The organism is Actinomyces sp. ICM47, assembly GCF_905369875.1.
In the GTDB taxonomy this organism is placed as follows: Bacteria; Actinomycetota; Actinomycetes; order Actinomycetales; family Actinomycetaceae; genus Pauljensenia.
In genome coordinates this window covers 1-25,048 of record NZ_CAJPJE010000034.1, presented here as the reverse complement: position 1 = coordinate 25,048, position 25,048 = coordinate 1, and the positions used below count along the sequence as shown (strand labels likewise).

Here is a 25,048-nt window from a genome sequence, read left to right as displayed (position 1 = left end):
GATCCGTCGTGGCCACCGTCTCCCTGCGTACCCCCGTCGGGGACGTCAAGGCTGACCTCAAGCATCAGGCGGCGCAGCGCTCCGCTCAGGTCGCGACCCTGGACGACGAGGTGCAGTCCCTCGGGCGTGCGATCGACGGATACTCTCGCTCCGGGCCGACCACACAGACCGACCATGCTCTTGCTCTGGCGACTGGGTCGAGCGCCGTGAGCGGCCCCGGCATCACCGTGACCCTGACGGACCGAGCCACGCCCGGCAAGAGGAGCGGTGCCGTGCGCGACCAGGACCTGGCTATGGTCGTCAACGCCATGTGGGGTGCTGGTGCTGAAGCGGTGTCGATCAACGGGCAGCGGATCGGACCGACCACCTTCGTGCGCACGGCGGGTTCCGTTATCCTGGTGAACATCACGCCCGTGTCCTCCCCCTACGTCGTCAGCGCCATCGGGGACTCGAACGCGCTGTCCGTCGCCCTCGTACGCGGCAACACGGGCGACTATCTGTCCGCAGCCCAATCGGTGACCGGCATGACCGTCTCCACAAAGGTTGCGCCTTCTCTCTCGATGGACGCGCTCGCCCCGACCGCCCCCCAATACGCCACACTTCTCACCGCTTCGACCGAAGGAGCCACATCGTGATTGCCGTCATCGGATTGATCATCGGAATCGTCCTGGGTATCCTGCTTGACCCCACCGTTCCCGCCTGGCTTGCGCCCTTCCTACCCGTTGCCGTTGTCGCAGGCTTGGACGCACTGTTCGGCGCGGGGCGCGCGTGGCTCGAAGGAAGGTTCGCGGACCGTGTGTTCGTCACGTCCTTCTTCTGGAACGTTGTTGTTGCCTGCCTCCTGGTGTTCCTCGGTTCTCAGCTGGGCGTGGGATCAGCTATGACAACCGCCGTCGTTGTGGTCCTGGGCATTCGTATCTTCTCCAATACCGCATCCATCCGCCGACTCCTGCTGAAGGCCTGATATGAGCGACCAGACGCCCCGTGCGATCCCCGTAGCCGATGATGCCGCGCCAGAGAGCCTCGCCGAGGCCTCGTTCGAAACGGCTACCGCCACCCACAAGCGCTCCGATCACCGCGAGCCCCACGCGGGACCCGGACTCTGGGCGCGCGCACGAGAAGCCTTCTTCGCTCTGCCGCGCGGCCTGCACATCGTCATACTCATCATTTTTATGATCCTCGGTTTCGCCCTGGCAACACAGGTACGTGCCCAGCATTCCGACCCCCTTGAGGGGCTCTCCGAGCAGGACCTCGTCACCCTCCTGGACGAACTGGGCAGCCAGGAGCAGAACCTGCAGGGTAGGCGCGCTGAACTCGCCGGCGAACTCGATGATCTCCAGAGCGCTGCTAGCGAGGCGGACGCGCGCGAGCAGGCGTCCGCGAAAGCAGCGTTGCAGGCTCAGATCGCTGCGGGCACGGTTGCTGTCCAGGGACCGGGGGTGACTATCTCAGTCGCGGATCCCGGCGCTTCCCTCAGCCCCACCCAGTTTGTCATGACGCTGGGGGAGTTGCGTAATGCCGGTGCCGAGGCCATCGATCTGAATGGTGTGCGCCTCACGATGCGCTCGGCTTTCACCGGTCAGGCGGGTGGAATCATTGTCGATGGCACCCCGATCACGGCACCATACACGTGGACGATCATTGGTGAGTCTCAGACGATTTCCACCGCGCTGGAAATTCAGGCGGGTTCCGCCTCACAGATGCGCGCAAAGGGGGCCGTGGTGACAATCACCCCGACCGATTCGGTGACGATTCACTCCCTCGCCACGCCGCGACCGGCTCAGTACGCAACCTATGAATAAACGCCCCCCGGCCTATAATGAATGCGGAGGTCACCGTGCCCGTGCTTGCGGGATGGTGAACGTTTACACTTATATGACAGTCCCGTTATGAGACCTTTGGAGCGCACCATGTCCGACAACCAGCCTTTTGACCCTACAGCAACGTCCGTTTTCGGCCTGATGCCCCTCACGGATGACGTCGAGGAGGCCCCGGTTGCTCTCTCTGCCCGTGATCGTGAGGCTGTTGAGGCGCTGCCCGCTGGATCGGCCCTGCTGATCGTTCAGCGTGGTCCCAACACGGGTGCCCGTTTCCTCCTCGACCCCGATGTGACGAACGCCGGTCGCTCGCCCCGAGCCGATATCTTCCTCGATGATGTGACCGTGTCGCGTAAGCACTGCCAGTTCATCGCCTCGAACGGTCGCCACATCGTGCGCGATTCGGGGTCACTCAACGGCACCTACGTCAATCGTGAGCGCGTTGACTCCGTCGAGCTGCGTGCAGGCGACGAGGTTCAGATCGGCAAGTATCGCCTGACCTATCAGCCGTCGACCAAGCAGGCCTGACGTGACAGGATCGGCTGCTCGTATCCGCGACGCGCGCCCCACTGCGGGCGTGTCGTCGTGGCCTCACGACGCCGATCATTCCCCTGAGCTGTCGATCGGGCGCGTCGTTGAGGAGTTGGCGGAAGAATTCCCCGCGATCTCCCTGTCGAAAGTCCGCTATCTAGAGAGCGAGGGACTCGTGAACCCTGCGCGCACGGGGGCGGGCTACCGCAAGTACTCCGCCGCAGACGTGGAGCGTCTTCGCTACGTCCTGGCTGAGCAGCGTGACTCGTTCACTCCTCTAAGCGTGATCCGCTCGCAGCTTGATGCCCTTGACGCTGGCCACATGCCCACACGTCGTCGCGTCGCTCAGGTCGTATCCTCCGAGGGGCATACCGTGTCTTTGGGCGGGCGCCGCGCGATTCCGGCCAGCGATCTAGCTGACCTGACGGGTGTCGATATGGACACGCTTGAACGCTATTCTCGCCTCGGCCTGATCACCCCGGACTTGGCGGGGTATTTCTCGGCCCGGTGTGTTCACGCTGTCACTGCGATTGCGCGCCTGGAGTGTGCGGGCGTTGACGTGCGTGTCTTGCGCGCCGTTCGTCAGGGTGCGGAGCGCAGCGCAGATATCATCGACCAGACGGTGTCCTCCCAGAGGGGACGAGGCCGTGGCGCTGACCGCGAGCGGGCACGTGCACGGGCGATTGAGCTGGGCGATTTATTCGCTGAGCTGCATCGCGAAATGCTGACGGTGGCAGTGTCGGCGCTGTCCGATGAGGGGATCTGACTCTCATCGTTAATCTCCATCTTTAACCTCAAGGTTAGACGCGCCGGGAGGGTCGTTGACCACCCATCGTCGGTGCACTACCGTAGTCCTGTTCTCATCCATACCCAACGTCAAGGAGCCCCACAGTGAGCGCACAAGCCAACGCCGTATCTCGGCAAGGCATGCTTTTCGGCGACCCGCTTGAGGGCATTGAAACGGACGAGGTCGGCTATCGCGGACCCATCGCGTGCAGCGCCGCTGGCATCACCTATCGCCAGCTGGATTACTGGGCTCGCACCGGTTTGCTCCAGCCCTCGATCCGTGCAGCGCGCGGCTCTGGATCTCAGCGCCTCTACTCGTTCCGAGACATCCTGGTTCTGAAGATCGTGAAGAAGCTCCTGGACGCAGGCGTATCTCTGCAGCAGGTGCGCGTGGCCGTCGGCTCCCTGCAGAACAGGGGAGTGGACGACCTGGCGTCGATCACCCTTATGAGCGATGGAGCCTCCGTCTACGAGTGCACATCGACCGACGAGGTCATTGATCTTCTACAGGGCGGTCAGGGCGTTTTCGGTATCGCTGTGGGACGCGTCTGGCGTGAGGTCGAGGGGTCTCTCGCTAAGTTGCCGCTCGAGCGTCCCGACGGTGCCTACGTCGATGATTTGGCTGTGCGTCGTCACGTCAAGCGCACCGCCTCCTGAGCGCGAGGTGTCGCGCGAGCAAGGGTAAGGGTATGCACCGCGCAACGGTCATGACATAAAGGCTGTGGGCCGGCTTGATGCCTGGCCCACAGCCTTTGCTTGTTGGTGGGGAAAGACGCCTACTTGCGGCCCAGCGGGCGGCGAATCGTGTAGGCGGTATCCAGGTCGGTGATCTCGACCGTCACCATGCCGTGCTCGTCGACAATGTAAGACTCCTCGATGAGAGGTCCTTCCTCGGTGCGCACAACCTCGATCGATTCAAGGTCCACGTCGCTGCGGCGCAGGCTCTGATCGAAGGGGAAGATGACTTCACCGCAGGGCTGCAGGTCGCCGCGGGGCACCCAGGACTCGTCGAACGACGAGTACTCGACGAAGCGGAAGTAGCCGATGTTATGCGCCGCTCGGTAGCAGCGCTTAATCGTCAGCGTCTCGCCGGGAGCAAGCTCCGTGTTGGGTTCGAGCAGCGTGTCGAAGGAGATGAAGGAGCCACTGTCGCGCTCACGGAACACGCCGACGCCGCGCGAGAGCTGCTCACGCACCGTGTAGGCGGCTTCGGGATCGGCACCGATGGCCAGGCCGATGGCAGTCGAGGCTGCCGTGTGCGGAGAGCGGTGGACGCGGCGACCGAAGCGGGCGCGCAGGATGCGCGCGACGAGCGGCAGCTGGGAGCCGCCGCCCACGACGTACAGGCCTGCGACGTCACCGCCGAGCTGACCGACCCCGGAGGCATCGGGGACGAGCAGGGGTTCCATGGCTTCGACCGTTGCATTCACGAGCGGTGTTGCGGCGTCATAGAAGTCCGCGACGGGGATCGTCGTGGGTTCGCCGTTGACGGGTACGGTAATGAACTTCGACGAGGGGGAGAGGGCCTCCTTGGCGGAGCGAGCGTCCTCGATGAGGCGTTCCCACGCGGCGTCTCCGAGCAAACCGGAGTCAGTGCCCGCCGCTGCTGCGAGACGGTTCGCCAAGATGACGTCGAAATCATCACCGCCGACCAGGTTCAGGCCGCGCGATCCCAGGACCTCGTGCAGTGTGCCGGTGGCCGACACGATAGAGGCGTCGAAGGTACCGCCGCCGAGGTCGTAGACGAGGATCGCGGTGCGCTTCGAGTTCAGGGTACCCGCGTGGCGGTGCGTGTACTCGAAGCCCGCAGCGGAGGGTTCGTTGACCATCGCGAGGACGTCCCAGCCTGCACGGCGGAACGCCTCGAGGGTCAGGAAGCGCTGCGCAGACCAGGCGTGCGCGGGAATGCCGACGAGAGCCTCAAGCTTCTCCGAGGCGGGCACGGAGGCAACCGACGAGTTCGTGCGCACCGTGCGCGCGACATACGTCAGGAAGCCGGTGAGCGCGTCGAGCACGGAGATGCTGTGGTTGCCCAGGCGCAGTGTGGATGTGTCGGTAACCGACGGATCCGACAGCAGGCGCTTGAAGGAGCGCAGGTGGGGCGCACCCTCGCGGGCAGCATCCTCGGCGTCAAAGCCGTAGACGAGATGATCGCCGTCCAACGCGAGGATTGACGGAATGAAGTCCACCGTATCCTCGCGGTTGTTCACGAAAGAGACGATGGGGTAGTTCCCCCGATCAACAATAGCAATCGCGGTTGTCGTGGTACCAAAATCTACTCCGAGTCTCATAGGATTAACCCTATCGCGCATTGTCAGCCTCTCCTAGAACGTCTCGCCGGTGCTTCGCACGTTTTTCAGTAACGTACGCTGTATAATTGTGACTAAGGTCCATGCGACCAGAAAATACGCCGTTCCGGCGATAGCGTCAACTACATAATGGTTACCCGTTGCGATAATCGTCATGATGGTCAAAATTGGATGAAAAATTACGATGAGACGCGCCCACCATGAGCGCCACACGTAAGTTCCGAGCATGCAAGCTACCCAGACCGACCAGCCCGTATGCATTGATGGCATGGCTCCGTAGGGGTTGGCGAGGGTGCCGAAGAGGTGAGAATATACGGAGGTGTGCTGGGCGACCGCATCCGTGATACCGAACTCGGGAACGAGGCGTGGGGGAGCAAGTGGGTAGGTCCAGTAGGTGATAAGCGCGCCCAGTGTCATGACGACGAGCGTCCAGCGGGCACGTGAATAGTACTGCGGAGAACGGACCCACAGGGCGAGCAATGTAAGCCCGGTGAAGAGAAAGAACGTCATAGCGTATTGCATGGACGCCAGTGAGGCGAGCATTGGGTGGGTTGTAAGCCATGAGTTCACGGGCGACTCAATGTCAATGCCGAGTGAGCGCTCAGTGGAGACGACGTCGCGCGCGTGTGCAACTGCGACGCTCTCGCTGGCTCGCGCCAGGAATGAGAGAACGGAATAGGTCAGGCAGGCGAGGGTGAGGACCAATACTTCCTGCACGGGATGTCTCGCCGTTTGCTGTGTGTGATGGTCCGTAGTCATGATCGTAACTCTAGCGCGTGCGCGTCGAGGGACCAGGGGAGCTAATCGGACATAATATACATTATCGGATCGTTGGGGTGGGATGGCGCAGTATTCCGCTTGACGCGTCCGATAGAATGGGTGGGATGGCGCAGTATTCCGCTTGACGCGTCCGATAGAATGGGCACGTTTCTTATCTACGTCCAGGAGGCTGTTATGGCTGACCGCGCACTGCGTGGCATGCAGATCGGTGCCAAGTCCCTCGAGTCCGAGGACGGCGTCGTTTTCGCCGATCGTTTCATTGTTCGTTACGCGTGCCCGAATGGACACGAGTTCGAGGTGACACTCTCCAGCGAAGCCACGGCTCCGGCGACCTGGGAATGCAAGTGTGGCCAAACCGCCGAACTTATCGGCGAAACTGAGGAAGATGAGGATAACAAGCCCGTCAAGCCTCAGCGTACGCACTGGGACATGCTGCTGGAGCGCCGCTCCATCGAGGAACTCGAGATCGTCTTGACCGAGCAACTGACCGCCTACCGTGAGGGTCGCTTGCGCCCCGAGGGGTCCTACCGCAAGGGCTAATCCCTGCGAAACAGCGAACGCGCGGCCTGAGCCAGACGACTCAGGCCGCCTTTTGTGACCATCGCCAGCTCCTCGACGAAAATCGACGAGTCGAGCTTCGATTCGCCCGCCATGCGCTCATCAAAGGTGATCGGCACCTCGACAATCGTCGCCCCCAGTGAGCGCTCGAGCTCCGTCATCTCCACCTGGAAGCCGAAGCCGGTCGTCTTCACGCGCCCCAGGATGCCATGCGTCGACAGGAAGGACGAACGGTGCACCCGCAGCCCTGCTGTCGCATCGCGTACGGGTGTCCCCATACAAAAACGGACATAATAATTGCCCGCCTTTGACAGAGCGACGCGCTTGGCCGACCAGCCATTCACCTGGCCGCCGCGCACCCAGCGCGAGCCGATGACGAGGTCCGGACGATCCGGCCCGCCCATACGGGACAGAAGTTTGGGCAGATCTACCGGGCGGTGCGAGCCGTCTGCGTCCATCTGGAGGATAAACGGATATCCATGCTCGATGCCCCAGCCCATGCCATCGACGTAGGCGGTGGCCAGTCCTGACTTAGCGGGCCGGTGCAGGACGAACAGTCGTTCCTCCCCCGCGCGGCGCTCGTCGACCCACTCCCCCGTGCCGTCCGGCGAGGAGTCGTCGACGATGAGAACGTGCGCGGCCGGAACGTGGGTCCAGATCTCCTCCAGGATCGTCGGCAGCGTCGACATCTCGTTGTAGGTGGGGATCACAATAAGGGTGTTGTCGCCTTGGGGTGACGGAGAAAGACGCTGCTTTGTAGTCATGAGCCACATTCTGCCTGTTTTAACGAGTGGTCGCACGTGCTGCACGTTCGGCGATGCCCCACCGGATCGCGCTCACCCATCCCGAGACAGCGATCAGCAGGCTGAGTCCCATGAACGCGAAGGGGATCGTCTCCCCCGCCCGGGCGGTCACGGTGAGCGAGGAACGCAGCGGCATATCGGCGACCAGCGTCGCCACAGACTCCGTGTCCGTAGAAGCGAGCACACTTCCATCGGGGCGGATCACATAGGAATGACCGGTCGTTGATGACTGGACGGCGCTGCGTGAATACTCCATCGCCCGCATGCGCAGCAGCTGGCCCTGCTGGGCAGACTCGCCGGAGGAACGGAAGTGATAGTTATTCGACGGCGTGACAATCATCTGTCCACCGCGGGCTACGCCCTCGCCGATAACCGAGGGATAGGCACCCTCGAAACAGATACCGACGGCCACGGGAACCCGGCGCCCGTCGCGAGCAGGCACCCTCATGAGCGGGGTTTCATCCCCGGCCTCCATGTCCTTGGCGGACTGGGCGGCTTCGGTGGCGAAGGACGCGATGAACTCGCGGAAGGGAATGAACTCACCGAAGGGCACGGGCACGTGCTTGGAGTAGCGTGCTTTCTCGTCGATTCCCACGCCCGGGCGCCAGATCGCAAGCCAATTCTTCACGCGGTCACGGTCGTTGAGGTTCGTGTAACCGATAAGGATCGGCGCATCCAGGGCCACTGCCGCCTTATCAACGATGGATCCGATATCGGCGAAGGTAACGGGATCACGATCCACCGATCCTTCGCCCCATAGGGCCACGTCGATCGGTTTGTCGATGACCGCAGGATCGGCTGCCAGGCTGAGCGAAGCCCGCATGTTATTGCTCGTCACCTCGCCCGGGTGGCTGTAGGCCCGCGGACCCGGCAGAGCGATGTCACCCTGAACGACGCCGACGCGCAGGTAGCCCTCCTCGGCCTTGTTCGACAGCGGGATCGCCAGGGGTGCGATAACACCAGCGAGTACGAGGACGGCCAGAAACGGGCGAGAAAACCAATGTTCACGCCGCACGGCTGCGTCGCGGTAGGCGAACATGCGCCGGGTCAGAACCGCCAGGAATACGACGGCGGCTGTCACGACGGTCGTCCCACCATAGGGTGCCAGGTGCCCCAGTGACGAATCCACCTGCGGCAGAGCCACGGACCCCCAGGGGAAGCCCGACCACGGCCAGCGCGAACGAGCGGCATCCACGCCCGCCCACGTGATCGCATAGAGGAGCGCTTGCATGAGTGGGCCGCGCGCCCATGACCACAGCTGCGTCCACCGCGTAAACAGGACCCAGCCGCACAGGAAGAGCGTTTGAGCGAAGGCAAGGACAAACCACGCTGGCTTCATGCCCACGGCCATGGGGACCCAGTCGATAAGAGGCAGCCACATGCTCATCCCGAACGCGACCGTCACGGTGAGCGCGCGAGGAGCCCGGGCCTCGTCGATGCGGGAGATGAACAGGGCCAGCGCTGGGATCGTCATCCACCACCACCCGATCGGCGGGAAAGCGGAGTACAGGGCCAGGCCAGCGGAGGCTCCGATCAACGCATCCCCGCACACATGTGCGAACGACACTCGGTGCAAAATCTCCCGATGCCCCATGCCTACCTCCCCGGAGTGTCAAATGGTGGACCAGGCCACGATACCGCGACCGATGCGATCCTTGGCGGCCTCGGCCCGACGTGCGAGATCGCTCGCGGGCGCAGCGGAGGCGATCTGTCCCAGGCAATCCATAACCTGGCGCATCCAGCGCACGAAGTCACCAGCCTGAATATCAGCCCCATCGATGGCGGTGGCCAGCGTCGAGCCGTGCGCCCACGCGAGTGTCGCAGACATGAGTCCCGCATCCAAGGACGGCGTCGGGTCGCACCCGCACTGCTTCTCTACGCGGTGCACGCGCGCGAGCGTCCCCAAGGATTCTTCCCACGCCGTGCGCAGACGGATGCCGACACCGGTGGGGGCCAGCTCGTTGGCGTCGTCGTCACTGCGAGAGTCGTACACCAGGGCGGAGACCATCGAGGCAAGCTCGGCCTCGTCCAGGTCGTTCCACGCGCCCTCGTTGAGTGACATCGCGATCACCAGGTCACGCTCGCCGAAAATGCGACGCAGCCTCTCCCCCGACGCCGTCACCCGGTCGCCGTCCAGAAAACCGAGGCGCTCGAGGACCGCGCACACACGGTCAAAGTGGGCTGCCACCGAACCCGTCTGGGAGTCGATGGAGCGGCGCAGAAGATCGATCTCGCGCCCCAAGCGCGCCCACTGGGCACCCGCACGCGCATGCTCCTCGCGGTGAGGGCAGCGGTGCACGGGGTGGGTACGCATGGCCGCGCGCAGCTCCCCGATCGTGTCCGCCTCACCCGAGGCCTGGGCGGGCAGCGGGTATTGCCCCTTGGCCGCGCCCGAGCGCAACTCTCCGGCGATGCGGGTACGTTCCTTCGTGCGGCGCAGGGCCGAACCGCCGGGGATCGACATGTGTCCGACGATGGCGATACCGCCGCGCACGTCCTCCGGAGCCAGCGCCCGCCAGGTGGCGTCCTCGGCAATGACGGAGACCTCGACGCGGCCCGAAGCGGACGTCGCTTTCGCGCCGACGACGCACAAGCGCGTCTTACGCCCGCGGATCATGGCGAGCACATCTCCCGGGCGTACGCCCGCAAGCACCCGACGAGACTCGTCGCGCGTCTCGCGCTTACGGGCGCGCGCGCCCGACTTTTCAGCCTGGCTGATGCGATCACGCAGTATGAGGTACTCGCCGACATCGCCCGCGGAACAGGTCAGGTCGTCGGCGGTTGAGCGCTGCTGTGCCTCGAGGTCGGTCAGACGCGTGGCCAGCTGCACAACGGCCGAGTCAGCCTGAAACTGTGCGAACGAGGACTCCAAGACCTTTCGGGTCTGCGTGCGCGTTGATCGGGCCAGCAGGTTGACGACCATGTTGTAGGTCGGCGTGAACGCAGAGATCAGCGGATAGGTACGTTTGGACGCGAGCGCCGCGACCTCCTCGGGTGCCACTCCCCCGCGGTGGGAGACGACAGCGTGCCCCTCGGTGTCGATGCCTCGGCGTCCCGCGCGTCCTGACAGCTGCGTAAACTCGCCGGCGGAGAGCGACACGTGCGCCGATCCGTTCCACTTCGTCAGCGATTCGATGACGACGGTGCGCGCAGGCATGTTGATACCCAGGGCCAGTGTCTCGGTCGCGTAGACCATCTTGACCAGCCCCTGGGAGAACAGGTGCTCGACGGCCTCCTTCATGAGGGGCAACATGCCGGCGTGGTGGGCGGCGATGCCGCGCATAAGGCCACGCTTCCAAGCGTCAACACCGAGCACGACGGCATCCTCGGGGGCGATCAGAGCGATGACCTCGTCGACGTAGCGTTCGATCTCGGCCGCCTCCGAGCGCGTCGTCAGCGTGATCCGCGTGAGCAGCACTTGGCGCACGGCGTCCTCGCAACCCGCGCGCGAAAAGATGAAGGTGATCGCGGGCAGCAGGTGGGCGCGATCCAGCGAGATGAGCGTGGAAGGACGCGACTCCCGGCGCACGCGCACGGGTCGATTCCACGAGCGAGATCCGCGCCCGCCGCGCATCCTCGAGTCGTTCGTAGCGGCCACCAGCTCGGGGTTGAGCTTGCGCTTGCCGGTCGGCGCGTATAGGTCGAAGATGTCCTCCCCGACGATCATGTGCTGGTAGAGGGGCACCGGGCGTTGCTCCGAGACAATGATCTCGCAGGATGAGCGCACCCCGCGGATCCACGCGCCGAACTCCTCCGCGTTCGACACGGTCGCCGACAGAGCAATGATCGACACGTGCGCGGGCAGGTGAATGATCACCTCTTCCCACACAGGTCCGCGCATCTTGTCGGCCAGGTAGTGCACCTCGTCGAGGACAACGACACCCAGGTCATCCAGGGGTGCCCCCGCGTAGATCATGTTGCGGCACACCTCGGTCGTCATGACGACGACCGGAGCTTTGGAGTTAATCGACGTGTCGCCGGTCGCCAGGCCGACGTTGTCCGCCCCGTAGAGGTCGCACAATTCAAGGTACTTCTGGTTGGACAGCGCCTTGATGGGCGTCGTGTAGAAGGCGCGCATGCCGCGCTGCAGGGCCACGTAGGCACCGAACTGGCCGACGATAGTCTTGCCCGCGCCCGTGGGTGCCGCCACCAGGACGGAGTTGCCCGCCTCGACGGCGTCGAGCGCGTCAAGTTGGAAGGGATCGGGAGTAAAGCTCAGTCCCGCCACCCAGCGTCCGCGCAGGGATGAGGCCGCGCGGGCGTGCTCCTGAAAGGCAGCGTAGCGCTGGGCCGCACTGCCCTCGCCGACGCTCGTGCGCTCCTCGGTGCGTTCGACCCGTTTGTCGGTGGCGCGGTGTCGGCGTCGTTTCGGGCTCACGATTGGTCCTCCTGGGTCCACACGTCGATGATGGAGCGGGCACGTGCCCCGGCCTCGGCCCGGCGGTCGGGAGAAACCGCGCGCACGTGGGCTGCGATGTCAGTGAGGAGGCTCAAGCCCCACTCGTCGTTCCATACGGGTACGTCGATGCGCGCTCCGCCCTCGCTCAGCTCAGCGACAATGGTGCCACCGTACTCGTCAGCGATCCAGCGGGCCGGGCGATCCACGTCGAGCCTCCACGCGGGTGCGTCGTCGCGCACCCGGCGCGGTGCCTGCAGGCGCGGGCCATTCACCCTCACATCCGAGATTGACGTCACCGCGAAGGTGCGCGGAGCGCGGGCCGTATCACACCAGCCGCGCAGCAGCCAGCCCGTCGCCGAGGCCTCCAACGACCACAGGTCAACGACGCGATGCGAGACCTGGCCGCGGGTCGACACGTAGTCGAATGACACGCGCTCACGCCGCTCCAGGGCATCACGCAGCGCCTCCACGTTCCTTGACGAGGCCGACGCGGGCGACGCGTCAATCGTGCCCGAGCCGCCCGCCTCCCCCAGCCCACCCAGCGCGGAGACGACGAGGGCAGCGTGAGGCAAGTGCGCGGCCACGTCCGGCGCCAGAAGCGGCGCGATCGCCGAGAGTCCAATCAGGAGAGCCTGAGCCTCAACCTCGGACAGACGCAAGGGCGTACTCGCGCCCAACGTTGAGCGCAGCGACACGCGCTGCTCCTCCTCGAAAAGTCCCCAGTCCACCTCGAAAGACTCACCGGGCAGAGAATCACCGACCGATGCCAAGTACTCAATGTCGCGGCGTACCTGGCGGCGCGTGCGGCCAAAATGTGCGCCTATATCATCCACGTGCACGCCGGGATGCTCGGCAATCCACGCAACCATTGAGGACAGACGCACGACAGCAAGGGACACATTCTCAGGCATCGCCACCTCCCCAGGCGGCCGCCGCGCGCAAACGCTCCAACATCGCCTCTCGAAGCACCTTGGGGCCCACCACGACAACGTCGGCAGCCACCGGCAGCAGGCGGGCAATCCACGTGCCCAGCTCGCCATCCTCCAACGCCATGGACTCCCAGCCCTCCCGTGGAGAACGCTCATCGACAGCCTCAGCCACGGCCTCGTACCCGAGGAGCAGCGAACGCGCCGCGCTGCCTGAGCGCACCCACACGAGCGGAGACACCAGCGACGAGACACGCGGGGCCGAACCTGAGGGCGCGACCGACGCATCGCCGCTCTCCCCCAGGAACTCCACACCCGAGCGCACCCTCGAAACACGGAACGTGCGCTGCGCGCACCGATCTAAGTCCCACCCCCACAGGTACAGCGCCCGCCCCTGCACGGTCAGCGCCCACGGATCCACCGCACGCTGCGTCAAACCCCCCGACCCCGGATATTCAAAGCTGACGACGCGGCGCTCGCGGATCCCGCGCGCGAAAGCAGTCGCGGCTTCTAGCCCCGTCAAACCGAGCCGGATCACGGGCGCGGACACCTCCTCCTCCGAGGATGCTGCCGCCTTGGCATCAATAGAAGCGGCCAGAACGTCCCCGCGGTCCCACGCGCGCGCCGCAAGCGAGAGTAGCGCGCGATCCGTGGCCCCCACCTCGATGTCGGGGGCAAGAGAATCCCGGTCGATGCTGTAGTGCTCCCCTCGCCCGATCCTCAGCAGCACACCAGCGTCGCGCAGCGCATCCTTATCACGCTGAAACTGAGTCTCGAAGGCATCATCGGCGAGGCCTCGATAGCCAGGAAGTGCGCGCAGCTGGGCCTTCGTGCGTCCCGGTTGGGCACCGAGGAGCTCGACAAAAAGCTCAAGGACGCGCACGTTCGCGGCAGGGGCGGTATTCACCCGCCTACCCTACGTCCAAACGTGCGCGTCCTTCGGGATGGCTCACCGCCAGGAGTCAGGACTGCGGTTCCTCGGCGGGACTCACGTAGTCATTCGTTGCCACCGACGTGGGATCCACTGGGCCTTCCAGCTCACCGAGCGAGTCCAGGAAGGTCACCATCTGCGCCCACGTGGTCAGGTCCTGCATGCCGGTCGCGTGACCGGACGTGCCCAGCCACAGGGGCACAGTCGCCGCGAGCACCGCGTTTGCGGCAGCCAGGGAGTCCTCGCTCGCAAGCGAGTCATCCCAGGGCTTCGTGGCATCGATAGCGATCTGCGGGTCAGCCGCAATCGCGTTCATTGCGTCGGTCGTCGCCTTCACGACGGCGCGCGCCTGCTCGGGGTGTGCATGCGCCCACTTGTGCGTCGTGATGATCGAGGCACTCACGAGCGGAGTGTGGGAAGGATCGAGCGGGATCTCGCGAATCTCCAGACCAGCCAGGCGCATCTGAACGGCATCGTTGTTGGTGAAGCCGACGACCGCGTCAACCTGACCCGATGCGATAGCGGCCTGCTGCGTGTAGCCGATCGGCGAAATCGTCACGTCCGACTCGGCCAGGCCAGCCTCCTGCATGGCCGAGCGCGTCGCGTAGTAATTCGCACCGTGCTCGCCGGGGATACCGACCGTCTTCCCCTTCAGGTCAGCCAGCGTCGTAATCTCAGAGCTCGCCGGGACGATGACCGTCCCTGGGTAGGAGGCGTAGTACTGACCGATCGAGACGATGTCCAGGCCCTGTGCGGCGGCCGCGACGGCCTCGTCACCAGAGGCAATCACCACGTCCTCCTCGCCGGCCAGGAGCGCCGTGAAGAAGCCCTCGTGCGAACCGTGGTGGCGGATCGTCGCGTCGATACCCGCCTCGTTGTACATGCCCTGCGCGTCGGCCACGTACACGGGCGAGAACTGAATATTGGGAATGTAGGTCAGGCCGATCGTGACGTTCGAGGCGTCCTTGGAACCCGACTGAGTGGCCGACCCACCGGGGGCGCACGCCGCCAAGGCAAGCGAGGCGCACGCGCCGAGGGCAACGAGGCGAAGAGCGTGAGACGTGTTCAAGGGGTTCTCCTTCACTGCGTGATGTCGTAACGCTTGGACCGCTCGATCCGGTACACGATCGTGTAAAGGAGGGTCGCCATCGTGCACAAAATGATGATGATGACGAACATCCCGGCGGTGTCGACGTTGTTTCTCATTTGAGTGAGTACCTGCCCGAGGCCGGTTCCGCCCATGACCATCTCCCCCACGACCGCACCCGTGACCGACAGCGCGAAGCCGTTGCGCAGGCCACCCAAAATGGCGGGCGCGGCGAGGGGCAGCTCCATGTGCCAGGCCATCGACCACCCCGTGGCCCCATCGAGCGCGGCGGCTTCAAGTAACTCACGGTCAATATGACGCAGGCCAACCACCGTGGAGACGAGGATCGGGAAAAACACCATGAGGGCGCACAGAACGACGATGGCGGCAAAGCCATAGCCGACCCACAGGACCAGGATGGGCGCGATAGCGATGGCGGGCAACGCCTGCGTCGCGCCGAGGAAGGGTTCGACCGCAGCGGCCAGCAGCCGCGAGCGGTAAATCGCGTAGGCCGACGGCAATGCGACGGCTGATCCGAGAAGACACCCCGCAATGGCCTCAGCACCCGTAATCCGAACCCTCTCCCACGTCATCGGGAGGGCGAGCACGAGACGCCCCTTGGCGACGACGGACTGAGGGGTAGGCAGACGCCAGGCTTCGATGCCGGTCAGCGTCGTCGAGAGCCACCACCCTGCCAGCATGAGGGCGAGGAAGATGATCGGTGCTGCCACGGCGAGAGCGCCGTGAGGCTTGTTCCGAGATGCCACGACTAACTTTCCGACACCGGGGGCACGCGTAGCACAGCAGGCGCACGGATGCACCTCATGCACTCCTCCCATCCGGACTGTAACCGTCGGTGCCGGAATTTCACCGGCTCAACCGCCCTAATCTGTGAGGGCGGGTCGCGGACTATCACCGCCGGTTCGGACTTTCACCGACCCCGGAGTACTCGCCAGCCATTGTGCCACGTGCACCCGTCACGTGCGACACGTGCTCGCAGGACAAGAGCGGGACGAAGCCCAGGCCTCGTCCCGCTCATCCGTACAGGTGTGCGCTCAGTGCGTATGAGCGTTAGCGAGTTCGCGCAACGCCTCAACCTCGCGGTGGGCGTCCTCCGCACGGAAGACGGCCGAACCCGCGACAAAATTGTCGGCACCCGCCATCGCTGCGCGCTCGATGGTCGCGCGCGAAATACCGCCGTCCACCTGGATCGAGACCTCGAGTCCGGCAGCGTTAATCGCGGCGCGGGTGCGCTCAATCTTGGGGATCATCTGCTCGATAAAAGACTGTCCGCCAAATCCCGGCTCGACCGTCATGATGAGGATCATGTCGAACTCATTGAGGATATCGACGAAGGGAGCGATGTCCGTCGCCGGCTTGAGGGCCAGGCCGGCCCGCGCTCCCAGACGGTGCAGCTCCCGGGCCAAGCGTAGGGGCGCGGCCACGGCCTCGGCGTGGAACGTCACCGAATGGCAGCCGACCTCCGCATACTGCGGTGCCCAGCGGTCCGGATCCTCAATCATGAGGTGGGCGTCCACGGGCAGAATGCCCGACTTGACGACGGCCTCGGCGACCGGCAGACCCCAGGACAGGTTGGGCACGAAATGGTTATCCATGACGTCGACGTGGGCGACGTCGGCACCGGCGATCTTCGTGAGTTCGCCGCGCAAATCGGCGATATCGCAGTTCAGGATCGACGGGCTAATCGTGGCGCTCATAACGCATATGCTAACGCTTGCGTAGGCACGCCACAAACATAAGATCGGTGCCAAACCGGTGGTCCCACAGCTGCAGAGTACATCCCTGCGTCCCCGAGATACGGCCTGCCGCGGGTGGTACTTCGAGGGGGTAGGGCGCGCACTCGTCAGCCAGGGCAACGGTGTCAAGGAGTTCAACCTCGCCACGCTCCAGGAGACGGATCACCTGGTCGCGGGTTTCGGCCGCGTGCGGGGAACACGTGATGTAGGTCAGGACGCCGCCGGGCCGCGTGAGGGCGACCGCGCGGTCCAACAGCTCGGCCTGGAGCACCGTCAGCTCCTCGACGTCACCGGGCGTGCGATTCCATCGGGATTCAGGGCGTCGGCGCATCGACCCCATACCCGAGCAGGGGGCGTCAACGACGACTCGGTCGAAGGACGTTAGCGGCCAGGCACTCTGGCCACCGCCGAAGGTCCGCCCATCGCCGCTGACGACCTCGATCGACTCATACAGGCGCGTCGTGCGTTCAATGAGGCGTGCGCGGTGCTGGTGAACCTCGTTGGCGGTCACGCGTGCTCCACGCTCAGCAGCCAGTCCAGCGAGCATTGCGGCCTTGCCGCCCGGGCCGGCGCACAGGTCGAGCCAGCGGGCGTCCTCTCCCCCGTTAACGGGGGCCTGCGCCGCAATCATCGCGGCAAGCTGGGACCCCTCATCCTGGGCACCCGAACGCCCATCGCGGATCGAAGGAAGTCGGGCGGGGTCACCCGACTCGAGCAGGACAGCGCGCGGGGAGACCGCGCCGAGTGCGACGCGAGTATCCAGGATGTCCTCAGCCTCGTCTGCCAGTTCGTCGACGTTCATGAGTCCCGGGCGGGCCACCAGGGTGACCGTGGGAACCTCGTTGTCGGCGGCGAGAAGATCCTCGAGTTCGTCGGTCGAGTAGCCGTGCGCCTCCAAAGCCTCGCGGAAGGCACGGACCATCCACGTGGGGTGCGAGTAACGCACGCCTAGGGCTTCGTCTTCATCTTCGATAGCGGCCAATGCGGCCTCGCGCTCGGCATCCTCCTCGCGGGTAATCGAGCGCAGGACGGCGTTGACGAAGCGAACCGGACCATCGGTCAGGTGCTCGCGCGCGACGTCGACCGTCGCAGACACGGCCGCATGGTCGGGCACGCGCATATCGAGGAGCTGGTGTGCGCCCATGCGAGCCAGGACCAGAACACGCGGATCCAGGTCAGCCAGCGGACGATCCACGTGGCGGGCGATCACCCAGTCGAGGCGACCGATGGCGCGCAGCGTGCCGTGCACGAGCTCGGAGGTAAAGGCGGCATCCCGATCACTGAAGTGACCCTCTCGGCGTGCCTGACGCAGCGCCTTGGGCAAGACGATGTTCGCGAAGGCACCCTGGGTGGCCACCTCGTGAAGCACCTCGTAGGCGATGCGACGGGGTTCGTCGGCCCGCCGCAGCTTACGGTACCCGTCGGAATAGCGACGCTCACTCATCGTGCATCCTCCAGCTCGCCGCCAAGGCGCATCCCGGCATCGGGCCGTGCTCCCCTGGCCCACGCGGCGGCATCCATCCACGATTTACCGGTGGGGGCAACCTGCCCGAGGACCAACGCGCCGCGTGCGCAGCCGACGGTAACCTGCTTCTTGGTGACCTCCAGCTGGCCCGGCTCCAGATCGTCGCGCTCCACGGGGGTGGCCGCGCCGAGCTTCATGCGCGCGCCGCCGGGCAGCACCGTGTAGGCCCCCGGGTTGGGGGTGACGGATCGGATGACGCGGTCCTCGTGCGCGGCATCATGGGTGAAAGACACGTAGCCGTCGGCATGCTCAAGGCGTCGTGCGTGCGTGATGCCCTCGGTGCTCTGAGGGATCGCCGTCGCGCTGCCGTCCTCGAGCGCATCGACCACGGCGAGCACCTGGCCAGCCCCGGCCTGTGCCATCGACGTCAGCAGCTCACCTGCGCTTTCACGGCCAATGGGAACCTCCACGCGAGAGTAAACGTCGCCCGTGTCCAGGCCCTCCTCGAGGGTGAAGACGCACGAGGCGGTCGTGGGGTCACCCTCGCGGATTGCCCACTGCACGGGCGCGGCCCCCCGCCAGCGGGGCAGGTCGGAAAAATGCAGGTTCACCCAGCCGTGGGTGGGCATCGCAAGAACGGCGGGAGGAACCAGGCCACCGTAGGCCACGACGACGCCGAGGTCAGCGCCGACTTCAGCGAGACGCTCACCGATCTCGGGGGTCTTCAGCGTCGTAGTCTCGAGCAGCTCCACACCGGCCTGCGCGGCGACCTCGGCGACCGGGGATGGGTACATGGCCTTGCCACGTCCACGGCGGGCCGGAGGGCGGGTGATGACCAGGGCGACCTCGTGGGGAGAAGAGAGCAGGGCACGTAGCGTCGGGACTGCGGCTTCGGGGGTTCCAGCGAAAATAATGCGCACGAGCGCCAGTTTACGGCACCGGGCGGTCTCGGACTTAGAAGAGCTCCGGTGGGTTCACGCTCATTTTGACCGGCGTCACCTTGCGTGCGGCGCGCGAGCGGCGGATGTCGGTGAGCGTAGCGAGCATCGTGGCCGCATCAGCCAGGGGCGTGCGCACGAGCGTACGTACCTGGCGTTCCTCCCCCTCGCGCGTGACCGGAAGTGCGACGGTGCCCACTAGCTCAGCCCCTCCCTCACGGACGACCTGGTCGGCGACTTGACGCACCTGCGCAGGGGGTCCGTCGAGGGCGACCATCGTGCAGGCAGGGAAGAAACCGAGGGCCTCGCGTTCATCGAGGAGGCGCTGGGCGTAGTCGGTCGGAGACCAGCGTACGAGCATCTGTCCCAGGGACTCGGGAATTCTTCCCACGACGAGGCCGGGGTGACCCGGGCGCACGAGCGACAGCGCGTCGAGCCACCGGCGGGCTGCCTCCTCGGGTGCCCACAGCTCCGCTCGACCGGCGAGCGCGGCTGCGTCGAGGATGATCGCACAGGTGTACCCTCCCTCGACAGGCGGCTCGGCACCCGCAGTCGCGACGACGACGGTGGGGCGCGCGGGCAGCATGCGCGTAATGCGGTGAGCCGCGGACGACTCGAGGACGGAGGCGTCCGGAAGGTTTCGCGCGATCTCCTCGGCGGTGCGAGAAGAACCCACGCGCGCACCGCGCAGCTCGCGCCCCGAACACTGGGGGCATCTCCACGAGGTGGGTTCACGGTCACACCACCCGCAGGTCAGGCGCCCACCCGCATCCATGGACAGTGGACCGGAGCAATGCGGACAGCGGACCAGGTGATCGCAGCGCCGACACACGACAGTAGGCCAGTATCCGGCAGCTGCGACCTGGATGAGGATAGGACCGGTGTGCAGGCCCTGGCGGAGCATGCGCAGGGCGGCCTGCGGGATACGCATGTGCCCGCCCGCACCCTCACTGTGTGCCTCCGCCTCCCCGTGCAGGTGTACGCGCGGTGTGGCCGCGCGCAGGGTATCGGGCGTGGGCTCGAGGCTCACCGCCCACCCGGAGCGCACGAGAGCCTGAGCTTTCACCGAGCGCGCGTTCGACGCAACGAGCAGGCCCGCTCCTTCAACCGCGCAGCGCTGGACCGCGACATCGAGCGCATCGCACCGGGGGAAGCGTCGCTCGCGCAGGCGGTCATCCCCGTCGTCGAGAATAACAATCAAGCCGAGGGGGGTGGCGGGCACCCACACGGCCGAGCGCGTCCCCACGACGAGGGGGATACGCCCCAGCGACGCGGCGATGTGCACGCGGTAGCGCTCCTCCGGGGAGACCTCGCCACCGCTGAGTGCTGCACGGATACCAAGATCCTCCTCAAGTTCTCGTGCAACACGAGCGGCATGCTCACCGGTGGGCGTCATGACGATGACGGCGCGTCCCGAGGCCACGGTCGCGGCCACGGCGTCCGACAGGCACGCGCGCAGATAAGGGCGTAGCGCCGTAACGATGGCGCGCGGAGATTCCCCGACACGCAGACGGGACAGGAACGCCGCCCCAGCGGGGTAGGCACGCCACCCCTCCCCCAACGACTTGTCGATGATCGTGGGCCACGCGGGGGGCTTCGACGCCAATTCCTCTCTTTCCGCGCGCGCGTGCCGGGGAGGCAACGCGAGTGAGAAAACCTGGGAGGTGGTGGCCAAGAAACGCGACGCAATACGGCGCGATGCCTCGTAGAGTGCGGGGGTCAACACGGGCGTGGCAGACACAACCGACTCGACACGCCCAACGTGATCATCCACCTCGCGGCGAGTGCGCTCGACGATCCAGCCGTCGACACGGCTGCCCGAGAATCGCACGCGCACCAGTGAACCCACCTGAGCTTGGTCCACGAGGGCGTCCGGTACGACGTAGTCGAGCGGGCGATCCACGTGAGCCAGATCGACGTCGACGATCACGCGGGCAATCTCGGCACTGCGCGCGGCAGGCGCGTCGAACCCGTCGAGCATTCCTTGCATGGACATCATGAGCCTAGTCAAACACAGCCCGTGCCCATGTGCGTCCCGCGCTCAGCCCAGGAGCCTCAACCCGTACTTGCCGACGACCATCGCGAGGACGCCAAACACAATGAGGCCCCACAGCGCCCAGTCCAACCCCTGACCGACGATCCGGCGCAGCGAGGCCGGAGCCGGGATCACGCCGTCGCGGATGTTGATCCGCGTGATGCCGCCAAAGACCAGCGTGGTCGTCAGCGTGATAAGCAGGCACCAGGGGCACAACACCTGAATGATGAAGTAGGACTGGCCAAAGAGCCAGAACGCGAAAAATAGCGCGATCGTGTAGAGCAGGTTCGTGCACGCCATGTACCAGCGGGGAAACTTCACCCCTGCGAAAATGGCGACGGAGATCGCCAGCACCACGGCCTCGAAAAAGATGCCAAGGAACGCATTAGGGAAGCCGAGGATGCGCGCCTGCCACGTCTGGGCGACCGCCGAGCACGAGAGCACGGAGGAGACGTCACAGCCGAAGCGCGCCGACGAGTCGGCGGCCAGCTGCCACGCCTCAATCGACAGAACGAAGGAGGTGACAAGGCCGATGAAGCCCGAGATGATCATCTCCAGGCTCGTACGCCTACGCCACGACCGCTGCGCCTCCTCAGTATCCCAGGAGGGTACGTAGTCGTCGATCTGCTCCGCGGCGGTGCTCATGCGAGGGCGGTCTGAAGCTCGGCGACGCGGTTGGTAGCCTCCCACGGGAACTGCTCGCGGCCGAAGTGGCCGTAGGCTGCCGTCTCGCGGTAGATCGGGCGCAGCAGGTCCAGGTCCTCGATCATGCCGAGCGGTCGTAGGTCGAAGACCTCGCGGATCGCGTCGGCGATGCGCTCCTCGGGAAGAGTGGCGGTGCCGAAGGTATCGACGTACAGGCCGATCGGGCGTGCTCGTCCAATCGCGTAAGCCAGCTGAATCTCGCAGCGCTGGGCGACACCCGCAGCCACGACGTTCTTGGCCACCCAGCGGGCAGCGTACGTCGCGGAGCGATCAACCTTCGAGGGATCCTTTCCGGAGAACGCGCCACCACCGTGGCGGGCCATGCCGCCGTAGGTGTCGACGATGATCTTGCGACCCGTCAGGCCCGCATCTGCGGCAGGCCCACCCAGCACGAAGCGACCGGAGGGGTTAATGAGAGCCTTCATCTCACCTGTAGCCAAAGCCAGCCCGGACTCCTCAATGACGGGGTCGATGACGTGGGCACGCACGGCGTCCGCGATGGCGGATTGCGTCAGGTTCTCGTCGTGCTGGGTCGATACGACGATGGTGTCGATACCGACCGGACGGCCGCCCTCGTAGGCGAGAGTCACCTGAGTCTTACCGTCGGGGCGCAGCCCCTCGACGATGCCCTGCTTACGCACGTCGGTCAGGCGCTTGGCCAGGCGGTGCGCCAACCAGATGGGAGCCGGCATGAGGTCAGGAGTGTCGGAGGAAGCGTAGCCAAACATGATGCCCTGGTCGCCCGCGCCGAGGCGGTCGCGAGGATCGCCGCCCTGTGTGCCACGCACCTCAAGCGCCTCGTCAACGCCGCCCGCAATATCGGGACTCTGCCCGTCAAGGGAGATAGACACGCCGCAGGACGCGCCGTCGAAGCCGACTCGTGAGGAGTCGTATCCGATCGAAAGGATCTCGCGGCGCACGATCTCGGGGATCTCGACGTACGCCTCGGTGGTCACCTCGCCGGCGACATGGATGAGACCGGTTGCAGCCATCGTCTCGACAGCAACGCGCGAGCGGGGATCCACATCAAGCAGAGCATCGAGGATCGCATCGGAGATACGGTCACAGACCTTGTCGGGGTGACCTTCGGTGACGGACTCGGAAGAGAAAAGCTGTTGACTCACCGCTCAAGGCTATCAAGGAAAGCGGCAATCTGATCGGCAAGACCTGCCGCAACCTCATCCTTTGAGCCGGTGTAACGCCCCACGACGCGCCCGCTCGCATCCAGCAATCGAATGTCGTTGGGGACGTCGCCGAAGCCGATGGTTGCACCCACACGATTCAGGCAGATGAAGTCGACCCCCTTGCGCGCGGCCTTGTCAGCGCCGTAGGCCAGGATCTCCTCATCCGTGCCTGTCTCCGCCGCGAAGCCGATAACGAGGGGCGGACGAATGTTACTGTGTCCGACCTCGAAGAGGATGTCGGGGTTGCGCACGAGGTGCAGAACCGGCGCATCGCTCCTCGCCGGGTCCTTCTTCATTTTCGAGGCCTGGGCGGACTGTGGGCGGAAATCTGCGACAGCGGCGGTCATGACCAGGGCATCGGCACCAACCACCTGAGTCATTGTAGCTTCGCGCATGTCGAGCGCGCTGCCCACCCGCGTGACCTCGACCGAGGGCGGGAGAAGTGCCATGACGGAATCGTCGATGTTAGCGGCGATGAGGCGGACAGTGGCTCCCGAGCGCGCGGCGGCTGCAGCGATGGCCAGGCCCTGACGGCCCGACGACTTGTTGCCGAGGAAACGTACCGGATCGATGGGTTCGCGGGTGCCACCTGCGGTCACCACGACGGTCCGCCCATCTAGGATGGGAGTGGAGTCAGCCTTTTCTGCTCGTGCGAGCACCTCCAGGGCTCGGCGTGCGATCTCCTCGGGTTCGGGGAGACGACCGATACCGCTGTCCCCGGACCCGAGGGCACCGGAGGCGGGATCGATGACGTGGACACCGCGACCGCGCAGCGTCGCCACGTTCGCTTGGGTGGCGGGGGCAAGCCACATGTTCGAATGCATCGCGGGTGCTACGACGACCGGCGCGTCCGAGGCGAGTACCGTCAGCGACACCATATCGTCGGCAAAGCCTCCGGCCAACCGGGCGAGGGTGTTCGCTGTCGCTGGAACGATGATGATCAGGTCGGCCACACGGGCAAGCTCCACGTGCTCGGCACGCCCTTCCCCCGTAATTTCGACAGCGACGGGGCGAGACGTGATCCCCTCCCAAGTTGAACGACCCACGAACTCCAAGGAGGCGCGCGTCGCTGCCACATACACGTCGTGGCCCGCGCGTTGACACTCGCGGACCACGATCGGTGCTTTGAAGGCTGCGACGCCGCCGGTCACCCCGACGACGATCGTTGCCATGTCAGGCCTCGGGGTTTGCTTCGAGAGAGAGCAGGCCCTTGTTGATCTCGCGCAGAGACACGGCCAGCGGCTTCTCGTCGGGCTGGACGTCGACGACGGGACCCACGAACTGAATCATGTTCTGCTGAAGCTGTAGGTTGTAGGAGTTAATCTGGCGAGCACGCTTCGCGGCAAAAATAACCAGTGCGTACTTGGAATCGACGTGCTCCAGCAGATCATCAATGGGCGGTGACGTGATACCCACGGGCTGGGCAACAATTCCGGACATACGTGTTTTCCTCTCAGTGGCAGATTCAGGTAGATATTACTCCAGGCCAATGAGCCCGGCCAGCTCATTCACCGCACGGTCGACATCGTCGTTGATCACAACGTGATCGAACTCGGAGGCGGCCTCCATCTCAACGCGGGCGGTGGCGAGTCGACGTTCGCGCTCTTTAGGCCCCTCGGTACCGCGACCGGCGAGGCGGCGCTCCAGCTCCTCCCAGGAGGGCGGGGCCAGGAAAATAAACTGGGCGTCGGGGCGATTAGCTCGAACTTGGCGTGCACCCGCGAGGTCTATCTCGAGCAACACCGGTTCTCCGGCTGCCAGAGCCGTATCAACGGGACCGCGAGGGGTACCGTACTTGTTTTTCCCATGAACAAGCGCCCACTCCAACATCTCTCCCCTTTCGATCATGGAATCGAATTCGCTAGGGGAAACGAAGTAGTAGTGGACGCCGTTCAGTTCACCAGGCCGAGGATTGCGAGTCGTCGCCGAAACCGACACCCTCAGGTGCGGATAGCGCTTCAAGAGAGTGGCGACAACGGTTCCCTTTCCAACGGCGGTCGGGCCAGCACGCACTGTCAATTGAGCCTGTGTCATGGC

25 protein-coding genes and 1 riboswitch are annotated in these 25,048 nt (G+C 65.1%); of the genes, 7 read left to right on the top strand and 18 right to left on the bottom strand.

What is annotated here, in order from left to right; genetic code table 11:
- The 6 genes from QZ149_RS07385 to QZ149_RS07360 all read left to right on the top strand — a co-directional run.
- Positions 1 to 635: DUF881 domain-containing protein (locus QZ149_RS07385; RefSeq protein ID WP_291450710.1), on the top strand; the 635-nt coding region annotated here is incomplete at its 5' end.
- Positions 632 to 964: a small basic family protein gene (locus QZ149_RS07380; protein ID WP_009648957.1), complete on the top strand. Its 333-nt coding sequence runs from the start codon at positions 632 to 634 to the stop codon at positions 962 to 964. The genes QZ149_RS07385 and QZ149_RS07380, both read left to right, overlap by 4 nt.
- Position 965: 1 nt before the next feature.
- Complete coding sequence (locus QZ149_RS07375) at positions 966 to 1,802, top strand: DUF881 domain-containing protein (RefSeq protein WP_291450709.1); 837 nt, start codon at positions 966 to 968, stop codon at positions 1,800 to 1,802.
- Positions 1,803 to 1,910: 108 nt separating this feature from the next.
- Positions 1,911 to 2,345 carry an FHA domain-containing protein gene (locus tag QZ149_RS07370; protein ID WP_034505589.1) on the top strand — a complete coding sequence of 145 codons (435 nt, stop codon included), beginning with the start codon at positions 1,911 to 1,913 and terminating at the stop codon, positions 2,343 to 2,345.
- A 1-nt stretch (position 2,346) separates the two neighbouring features.
- Positions 2,347 to 3,114 carry a MerR family transcriptional regulator gene (locus tag QZ149_RS07365; protein WP_291450708.1) on the top strand — a complete coding sequence of 256 codons (768 nt, stop codon included), beginning with the start codon at positions 2,347 to 2,349 and terminating at the stop codon, positions 3,112 to 3,114.
- Positions 3,115 to 3,239: 125 nt separating this feature from the next.
- Entirely contained in the window at positions 3,240 to 3,791 is a 552-nt protein-coding gene (locus QZ149_RS07360) for a MerR family transcriptional regulator (RefSeq protein ID WP_291450707.1), read from the top strand.
- A gap of 119 nt (positions 3,792 to 3,910) precedes the next feature.
- Here the strand turns inward: QZ149_RS07360 and QZ149_RS07355 are convergent, their stop codons facing one another.
- Together QZ149_RS07355 and QZ149_RS07350 are read right to left on the bottom strand one after the other, a co-directional pair.
- Complete coding sequence (locus QZ149_RS07355) at positions 3,911 to 5,425, bottom strand: Hsp70 family protein (protein ID WP_291450706.1); 1,515 nt, start codon at positions 5,423 to 5,425, stop codon at positions 3,911 to 3,913.
- Positions 5,426 to 5,458: 33 nt separating this feature from the next.
- Positions 5,459 to 6,202, bottom strand: a complete 744-nt coding sequence (locus QZ149_RS07350) for a phosphatase PAP2 family protein (protein WP_291450705.1) — start codon at positions 6,200 to 6,202, stop codon at positions 5,459 to 5,461.
- 195 nt (positions 6,203 to 6,397) lie between these two features.
- Between QZ149_RS07350 and QZ149_RS07345 the strand changes: the two genes are divergently transcribed.
- The gene (locus QZ149_RS07345; protein WP_009648188.1) at positions 6,398 to 6,763 is read left to right on the top strand and encodes an RNA polymerase-binding protein RbpA; all 366 of its coding nucleotides are present in this window, start codon (positions 6,398 to 6,400) and stop codon (positions 6,761 to 6,763) included.
- Here QZ149_RS07345 and QZ149_RS07340 read toward each other — a convergent pair.
- From QZ149_RS07340 to gmk, 16 genes are all read right to left on the bottom strand, one after another.
- Positions 6,760 to 7,545, bottom strand: coding sequence for a polyprenol monophosphomannose synthase (locus QZ149_RS07340; RefSeq protein ID WP_291450702.1), 786 nt, complete (start codon positions 7,543 to 7,545; stop codon positions 6,760 to 6,762). The two genes, QZ149_RS07345 and QZ149_RS07340, sit on opposite strands and share 4 nt — an antisense overlap.
- A gap of 19 nt (positions 7,546 to 7,564) precedes the next feature.
- Positions 7,565 to 9,178: an apolipoprotein N-acyltransferase gene (gene lnt, locus QZ149_RS07335; RefSeq protein WP_291450701.1), complete on the bottom strand. Its 1,614-nt coding sequence runs from the start codon at positions 9,176 to 9,178 to the stop codon at positions 7,565 to 7,567.
- Between the two features lie 18 nt (positions 9,179 to 9,196).
- Positions 9,197 to 11,962, bottom strand: coding sequence for a DEAD/DEAH box helicase (locus QZ149_RS07330; protein ID WP_291450698.1), 2,766 nt, complete (start codon positions 11,960 to 11,962; stop codon positions 9,197 to 9,199).
- Positions 11,959 to 12,894, bottom strand: a complete 936-nt coding sequence (locus QZ149_RS07325; RefSeq protein WP_291450696.1) for a WYL domain-containing protein — start codon at positions 12,892 to 12,894, stop codon at positions 11,959 to 11,961. The genes QZ149_RS07330 and QZ149_RS07325 overlap by 4 nt, the downstream gene beginning before the upstream one ends.
- A complete protein-coding gene (locus QZ149_RS07320; RefSeq protein ID WP_291450694.1) occupies positions 12,887 to 13,816 on the bottom strand; it encodes a WYL domain-containing protein in 930 nt (309 codons plus the stop codon). Before QZ149_RS07320 ends, QZ149_RS07325 begins: the two co-directional genes overlap by 8 nt.
- A gap of 55 nt (positions 13,817 to 13,871) precedes the next feature.
- Positions 13,872 to 14,909: an ABC transporter substrate-binding protein gene (locus QZ149_RS07315; RefSeq protein WP_291450693.1), complete on the bottom strand. Its 1,038-nt coding sequence runs from the start codon at positions 14,907 to 14,909 to the stop codon at positions 13,872 to 13,874.
- A gap of 11 nt (positions 14,910 to 14,920) precedes the next feature.
- Positions 14,921 to 15,694 carry an ABC transporter permease gene (locus QZ149_RS07310; protein ID WP_291450691.1) on the bottom strand — a complete coding sequence of 258 codons (774 nt, stop codon included), beginning with the start codon at positions 15,692 to 15,694 and terminating at the stop codon, positions 14,921 to 14,923.
- A 56-nt stretch (positions 15,695 to 15,750) separates the two neighbouring features.
- A riboswitch (FMN riboswitch) is annotated at positions 15,751 to 15,879 on the bottom strand.
- 103 nt (positions 15,880 to 15,982) lie between these two features.
- The gene (gene rpe, locus QZ149_RS07305) at positions 15,983 to 16,645 is read right to left on the bottom strand and encodes a ribulose-phosphate 3-epimerase (protein WP_291450690.1); all 663 of its coding nucleotides are present in this window, start codon (positions 16,643 to 16,645) and stop codon (positions 15,983 to 15,985) included.
- A gap of 10 nt (positions 16,646 to 16,655) precedes the next feature.
- Positions 16,656 to 18,128, bottom strand: coding sequence for a transcription antitermination factor NusB (locus QZ149_RS07300; protein WP_291450688.1), 1,473 nt, complete (start codon positions 18,126 to 18,128; stop codon positions 16,656 to 16,658).
- Positions 18,125 to 19,069 carry a methionyl-tRNA formyltransferase gene (locus QZ149_RS07295; protein WP_291450686.1) on the bottom strand — a complete coding sequence of 315 codons (945 nt, stop codon included), beginning with the start codon at positions 19,067 to 19,069 and terminating at the stop codon, positions 18,125 to 18,127. The genes QZ149_RS07300 and QZ149_RS07295 overlap by 4 nt, the downstream gene beginning before the upstream one ends.
- 34 nt (positions 19,070 to 19,103) lie before the next feature.
- On the bottom strand, positions 19,104 to 21,086 hold the full coding sequence (locus QZ149_RS07290; RefSeq protein ID WP_291450684.1) for a primosomal protein N: 1,983 nt from the start codon (positions 21,084 to 21,086) through the stop codon (positions 19,104 to 19,106).
- Positions 21,087 to 21,128: 42 nt separating this feature from the next.
- Positions 21,129 to 21,767, bottom strand: coding sequence for a vitamin K epoxide reductase family protein (locus QZ149_RS07285; RefSeq protein WP_291450681.1), 639 nt, complete (start codon positions 21,765 to 21,767; stop codon positions 21,129 to 21,131).
- Positions 21,764 to 22,951, bottom strand: coding sequence for a methionine adenosyltransferase (gene metK, locus QZ149_RS07280; RefSeq protein WP_291450680.1), 1,188 nt, complete (start codon positions 22,949 to 22,951; stop codon positions 21,764 to 21,766). Before metK ends, QZ149_RS07285 begins: the two co-directional genes overlap by 4 nt.
- Positions 22,948 to 24,183 (bottom strand): bifunctional phosphopantothenoylcysteine decarboxylase/phosphopantothenate--cysteine ligase CoaBC, encoded by a 1,236-nt coding sequence (gene coaBC / locus QZ149_RS07275; protein ID WP_291450679.1) that lies wholly within the window; start codon positions 24,181 to 24,183, stop codon positions 22,948 to 22,950. Before coaBC ends, metK begins: the two co-directional genes overlap by 4 nt.
- 1 nt (position 24,184) lies before the next feature.
- Positions 24,185 to 24,451, bottom strand: coding sequence for a DNA-directed RNA polymerase subunit omega (rpoZ, locus tag QZ149_RS07270; RefSeq protein WP_291450678.1), 267 nt, complete (start codon positions 24,449 to 24,451; stop codon positions 24,185 to 24,187).
- Positions 24,452 to 24,487: 36 nt separating this feature from the next.
- Positions 24,488 to 25,045, bottom strand: coding sequence for a guanylate kinase (gene gmk / locus QZ149_RS07265; protein ID WP_291450711.1), 558 nt, complete (start codon positions 25,043 to 25,045; stop codon positions 24,488 to 24,490).
- Between the last annotated feature and the right edge of the window lie 3 nt (positions 25,046 to 25,048).

Excerpts from the sequence above, each read along its gene's own strand:
- QZ149_RS07375 (WP_291450709.1), top strand. The coding sequence starts at position 966 with ATGAGCGACCAGACGCCCCGTGCGATCCCCGTAGCCGATGATGCCGCG.
- QZ149_RS07370 (WP_034505589.1), top strand. The coding sequence starts at position 1,911 with ATGTCCGACAACCAGCCTTTTGACCCTACAGCAACGTCCGTTTTCGGC.
- QZ149_RS07355 (WP_291450706.1), bottom strand. The coding sequence starts at position 5,425 with ATGAGACTCGGAGTAGATTTTGGTACCACGACAACCGCGATTGCTATT.
- QZ149_RS07350 (WP_291450705.1), bottom strand. The coding sequence starts at position 6,202 with ATGACTACGGACCATCACACACAGCAAACGGCGAGACATCCCGTGCAG.
- QZ149_RS07345 (WP_009648188.1), top strand. The coding sequence starts at position 6,398 with ATGGCTGACCGCGCACTGCGTGGCATGCAGATCGGTGCCAAGTCCCTC.
- QZ149_RS07340 (WP_291450702.1), bottom strand. The coding sequence starts at position 7,545 with ATGACTACAAAGCAGCGTCTTTCTCCGTCACCCCAAGGCGACAACACC.
- lnt (WP_291450701.1), bottom strand. The coding sequence starts at position 9,178 with ATGGGGCATCGGGAGATTTTGCACCGAGTGTCGTTCGCACATGTGTGC.
- QZ149_RS07325 (WP_291450696.1), bottom strand. The coding sequence starts at position 12,894 with ATGCCTGAGAATGTGTCCCTTGCTGTCGTGCGTCTGTCCTCAATGGTT.
- rpe (WP_291450690.1), bottom strand. The coding sequence starts at position 16,645 with ATGAGCGCCACGATTAGCCCGTCGATCCTGAACTGCGATATCGCCGAT.
- QZ149_RS07300 (WP_291450688.1), bottom strand. The coding sequence starts at position 18,128 with ATGAGTGAGCGTCGCTATTCCGACGGGTACCGTAAGCTGCGGCGGGCC.
- QZ149_RS07290 (WP_291450684.1), bottom strand. The coding sequence starts at position 21,086 with ATGATGTCCATGCAAGGAATGCTCGACGGGTTCGACGCGCCTGCCGCG.
- QZ149_RS07285 (WP_291450681.1), bottom strand. The coding sequence starts at position 21,767 with ATGAGCACCGCCGCGGAGCAGATCGACGACTACGTACCCTCCTGGGAT.
- coaBC (WP_291450679.1), bottom strand. The coding sequence starts at position 24,183 with ATGGCAACGATCGTCGTCGGGGTGACCGGCGGCGTCGCAGCCTTCAAA.
- rpoZ (WP_291450678.1), bottom strand. The coding sequence starts at position 24,451 with ATGTCCGGAATTGTTGCCCAGCCCGTGGGTATCACGTCACCGCCCATT.
- gmk (WP_291450711.1), bottom strand. The coding sequence starts at position 25,045 with ATGACACAGGCTCAATTGACAGTGCGTGCTGGCCCGACCGCCGTTGGA.